This window comes from Mesorhizobium sp. M1E.F.Ca.ET.063.01.1.1 (assembly GCF_003998155.1).
In the GTDB taxonomy this organism is placed as follows: domain Bacteria; phylum Pseudomonadota; class Alphaproteobacteria; order Rhizobiales; family Rhizobiaceae; genus Mesorhizobium.
This window is the reverse complement of record NZ_RZSC01000437.1, coordinates 1-4,963: the sequence shown is the minus strand read 5'-3', so window position 1 is coordinate 4,963 and position 4,963 is coordinate 1. Positions and strand designations below refer to the sequence as shown.

4 protein-coding genes are annotated in these 4,963 nt (G+C 64.3%); 2 read left to right on the top strand and 2 right to left on the bottom strand.

What is annotated here, in order from left to right:
* Positions 1–1,140 (bottom strand): threonine ammonia-lyase IlvA (ilvA, locus tag EOA29_RS24775; RefSeq protein WP_127221747.1); only part of this gene is annotated, 1,140 nt, incomplete at its 3' end.
* 263 nt (positions 1,141–1,403) lie between these two features.
* Here ilvA and EOA29_RS24770 point away from each other — a divergent pair.
* Together EOA29_RS24770 and EOA29_RS24765 are read left to right on the top strand one after the other, a co-directional pair.
* Positions 1,404–2,438: an alpha/beta hydrolase gene (locus tag EOA29_RS24770; RefSeq protein ID WP_245464959.1), complete on the top strand. Its 1,035-nt coding sequence runs from the start codon at positions 1,404–1,406 to the stop codon at positions 2,436–2,438.
* 118 nt (positions 2,439–2,556) lie between these two features.
* Positions 2,557–3,723 carry an alpha/beta hydrolase gene (locus EOA29_RS24765; protein ID WP_126093538.1) on the top strand — a complete coding sequence of 389 codons (1,167 nt, stop codon included), beginning with the start codon at positions 2,557–2,559 and terminating at the stop codon, positions 3,721–3,723.
* An 18-nt stretch (positions 3,724–3,741) separates the two neighbouring features.
* Here EOA29_RS24765 and EOA29_RS24760 read toward each other — a convergent pair.
* The coding region (locus EOA29_RS24760) for an adenine deaminase C-terminal domain-containing protein (RefSeq protein ID WP_145969778.1) at positions 3,742–4,963 on the bottom strand (1,222 nt) is incomplete at its 5' end.

Below are 4,963 nucleotides of genomic sequence, written 5' to 3'. Positions count from 1 at the left end.
GATCAGCACCGAGCCGAAGTTGCGCGCCGACTTCTTCAGATACTCGAAGCGGGCGATGTCGTCGTCGGGACCCAGCAACTCGAGGAAATCGCGCAGTGCGCCGGGCCGCTGCGGAAAGCGGATGACGAAATACTTCTTCAGTCCCTCGAAGCGCAGCGCCCGCTCCTTGACGTCCGGCAGCCGCTCGAAGTCGAAATTGCCGCCGGAGACCACCGCGACGATCGTCTTGCCCCTGATCTCCTTGCGCGAAAAATCCTTGAGCGCGTCGATCGCCAATGCGCCGGCCGGCTCCAGTACCACGCCCTCGACATTGAGCATCTCGATCATCGTCGCGCAGAGCCGGTTCTCCGGGACGAGGCGCACGGCGTCGGCAGTGAAGTCCTTGAGGTGGCGCAGCGGCTCGCGGCCGATCTCCGCCACCGCGGCGCCGTCGACGAAATTGTCGACCTTGGCGAGCTTGACCCGCTTGCCGCTGGCAAGGCTCTCGCTGAGGCTCGGCGCGCCCGCCGGCTCGCAGAACACGAAGCGCGTGTCGCGATGCCGGTCGGCGAAATAGTGGGTGACACCGGCGGCCAGTCCGCCGCCGCCGACCGGCAGCATGACGATTTCGGGCATGCGCCCGCCGGGCATCTGGGCGGCGATCTCATAGGCGACCGTCGCCTGGCCCTCGATGATGTCCTTGTGGTCGAAGGGCGGCACCATATGCGCGCCGGCGGTCTCGGTGAATTCGAAGGCGGCGCGATAACAATCGTCGAAGAAATCGCCGACCAGCTTGATCTCGACGAAATCGCCGCCGAACAGCCGCGTCTTGTCGATCTTCTGCTGCGGCGTCGTCACCGGCATGAACACGACGCCCTTTTTGCCGAAATGCCGGCAGACGAAGGCAAAACCCTGTGCATGGTTGCCGGCTGAGGCGCAGACGAACAGTTCCGCGTTGTTGCCGGCGGCAAGCGCCTTGCGGAAGAAATTGAAGGCGCCTCTGATCTTGTAGGAGCGGACCGGGGTCAGGTCCTCGCGCTTCAAAAGGATGCGGGCGCCTGTCTTTTTCGACAGGTAGTCGTTCTCCTGCAGAGGTGTTTCCGGAAAGATCCCGCGGATCGCCTCGGCGACGGAGGCGACGCGAGAGGAAAAACTGTTCACTTCGGAACCTCTTTTCGCTTTGGCAGCACACGCCAGCACGCGGCTCCCCTGACCAACAAGTCTTCCTGCCGCCGTTTTGGCTTTCGCGCAACAGTGCCGCGGCCCTCGTCGGCCGCCGAGCAAATTTCCGCTGGACACGACTTACTTCCGCCGCACTTCGCCTGTCCGGGAGATTTCGCGGAGGTTGATGGCCAATTGCGGCCGGAGTGGATTTGTTCGACGTGCATGTGAAGACGCTTTTGATCATTGCCCTGGCTCTGTTGATGGCAGGCTGCGCGGGGCGGCAGACAGAGGAAATTCTGGGCAGCGTCGTCGTGCCGACGCAGGCGACCGAGATCGCCGGCAACCACTCGATCTTCATCGCCACCACGCGCAAGCGCTCCGACGACCCGAATAAGGTCTTCGACGGTGAGCGCTCGGCGACGCTCAACTATGCCCGCGTCAGCGTCACGGTGCCGCCGGTCCACCAGACCGGCCAGATCGAGCGCCGCTCGCGCGGCAACTCCAACGACCCGACTAAATATTTCATGGCATCCGAGGTCGTCGGTTACGACACGCAGCCGAAATTCACGAGCGCGCTCAACGCCGACATCGATGCCCGTGGCGGCCGGGTCATGGTTTTCGTCCATGGTTACAACACCGGCTTTGACGACGCTGTCTACCGTCTGACGCAGATCGTCCACGATTCCGGCTATCCCGGAACGCCGGTGCTGTTCTCCTGGGCTTCGGGCGCCAAGACCACCGACTATGTCTATGACAGGGAAAGTGCCGCCGCCGCCCGCGACCAGTTGGAAGTGACGCTGAGAATGCTCGCGCAGACGGGCGCGCGGCGCATCGACATCGTCGCCCATTCGATGGGCACCTGGGTGACGATGGAGACGCTGCGCCAGCTCGCAATCACCGGCGACCGGGATCTCAGCGGCAAGCTCGGCGACGTCGTGCTGGCCTCGCCCGATATCGACGTCGACGTCTTCAAGAGCCAGATGCGCCGCTACGGCAAGCCCGACAAGCCTTTCATCCTGCTGCTGTCGGACGACGACCGCGCGCTGCGGCTCTCCGGCCTGATTGCGGGCTCGCGGCCGCGCGTCGGCGACTACAGGGACGCCGCCGATCTCGCCTCCTATGGCGTCACGGTGGTCGACCTTTCCAAGGAAAAGGGCAACGACAGCTTCAACCACACCAAATTCGCCGACAACCCCGTGCTGGTGAAGATGATCGGCCAGCGGCTGCGCGAGGACGATGGTTTTGCCAGCGACCGCGATGTCACCGACCGCATCAGCCAGCTCGGGATCCAGTAACCGTGGCTCGCCGGATCGCGTCGCGATTGCCGTGCTGCATAGACTTTGAACTGGACCCGGCCGTGCTCTGGCTTTATCGGAGTAATCAGAGAGGTTTGCCGCCCTTGGGGGATCCCGGGTGATCGTGCGTTCGAAGATCGTCCTCGGCCTTGCCCTGGCGCTCGCCCTGACCGGCTGCGCCGGCGGAAATACGCACGATCTGCTCAACAGGAAGACGGTTGCGGTCCCGGCCTCCGACATTGCGGCCACGCATGAAATCTTCGTCGCCACGACCCGCCAGCAGGCAGCCAAGGATCCGCGCCAGGTTTTCGACGGCGATCGCTCGCTGAGCACCAGCTACGCTCGCGTCGATGTGACCGTTCCCAAGGCGCATCAGGTCGGCGCGATCGAGCGCGCCAAGGGTTCGGCCGACAGCAACCCGGCCAAGCAGTTCACCGCGACCGATGTCGTCCACTATGGCGACGCGCAGCAATTCGCCAAGGCGGTCGGTGCCGACATTTCGGTGCGCGGCGACCGCGCCCTGGTGTTCGTGCACGGCTTCAACAACGGCTTCGACGACGGTGTCTATCGCCTGACGCAGATCGCGCATGACACGAAATATCCGGGCACGCCGGTGCTCTTCTCCTGGGCGTCGAGCGGCAAGACGACCGGCTATATCTATGACAAGGACAGCTCCACCGCCGCGCGCGACGACCTCGAGGCGACGCTGAGAATGCTTGCCAAGACGCGAGCCAAAAGCATCGACATCATCGCCCATTCGATGGGCACATGGCTGACGATGGAAGCGTTGCGCCAGCTTGCCATCACCGGCGACCGCGATCTCAACGGCAAGCTCGGCTATGTCATCCTCGCCTCGCCCGACATCGACGTCGACGTCTTCAAGAAGCAGATGATCCGCTACGGCAAGCCCAACAAGCCGTTCGCCATCCTGCTCTCGGGCGACGACCGGGCGCTCAAGCTGTCCAGCCTCATTTCCGGCGACAAACCGCGCGTCGGCGACTACGGCAACGCGTCCGATCTCGCCAATTACGGCGTTACGGTGGTCGATTTGACCCAGGCCAAGGGCGGCGACGGTCTGAATCACGCCAAGTTCGCCGACAATCCGATCCTGGTGCAGTTGCTCGGCAACCGCCTGCGCACGCCCGCCGGCCTGGCATCCGACGAGCCGGATCCGGCGCAGCTCAACAACATCGGCCAGGGCCTCGGCAAGGCGGTCGGCTCGGTGGCCGAGGTCGTCATCACCACCCCGTTCAAGGTGCTGACCATCGCCACCGGTGGACAGTGAGTGAGCGCCCGCTCCGTCTCAGATAAAGAGATCGACCTTCTGGAACGTCGTCACGTCCACCAAACCCACGTCTGAGATTCTGAGCTCCGGAATGACCACCAGCGCCAGCAGCGAGTGCTGCATGTAGGCGTTGTTCAGCGAGCAGCCGACCTTGCGCATCGCTTCCGTCAGTTGCTCGGCCTTGGCGGCGACGATCTCGGCGCGCTCGTCCGACATCAGCCCGGCGATCGGCATTTCGACCAGCGCCAGCTCCTTGCCCTTGGAATAAAGCACGACGCCGCCGCCCACTTCACCGAGCCGGTTGACGGCCAAAGCCATATCCTCCTTGTTGGTGCCGACGACGATGATGTGATGCGCGTCGTGCGCCACGCTCGAAGCCATGGCGCAGTCCTCGACATAGCCGAAGCCGGACACGAAGGCGTTGGTCACGCCGCCGGTGCCCCTGTGTCGTTCCACCAGGGCGATCTGGCAGACGTCGTTGCGGCGGTCCATGGCGACCAACCCGTCTTCGACCGGCAGGTCGGCTTCGAGCGCCCGCGTCGGCGCCTGGTTCTCGATCACGCCGATCACCCGCGCCCGAACCTCGTTGGCGCCCTGGGGCGCGGCGATGTCAAAATCCGCGGCCCTGAGCTTCTTGCCGAGCTTGACCGTGTTCTTCGCCGTCCTTGGATAATCGTAGGCCGGAATATCGATCTCGAGCTTGCCGGCCTTGGCCAGCCTGACGCCACGGCCATAGACCTCATCGATGGTCATCTGGGCGAGATCGGAGACGATCAGGAGATCGGCCAGCCTGCCCGGCGCGATCGAGCCGACTTCCCGCTCCAGCCTGAAATGCTGGGCGGTGTTCAGCGTCGCCATCTGGATCGCCGTCACCGGCTTCAGCCCCTGCTGAATCGCATGCCGCACCACCCGGTCCATATGGCCTTCATGCACCAGCGTGCCGGAATGGCTGTCGTCCGTGCACAGGATGAAGTTGCGCGGATCGATGCCGCCTTCCGTCACTGCCTTGATCTGGGCCGCGACGTCATACCAGGCAGAACCCAGCCTCAGCATCGCCTTCATGCCCTGGCGCACGCGGGCGATCGCGTCTTCGGCGCGCGTGCCTTCATGGTCGTCCTCGGCGCCGCCGGCGACATAGCCGTGGAAAGGCAGGCCGAGATCGGGCGAGGCATAGTGGCCGCCGACCGTCTTGCCGGCCTTGACGGTCTCGGCGATCTCGCCCGACATCACCGGATTGTTG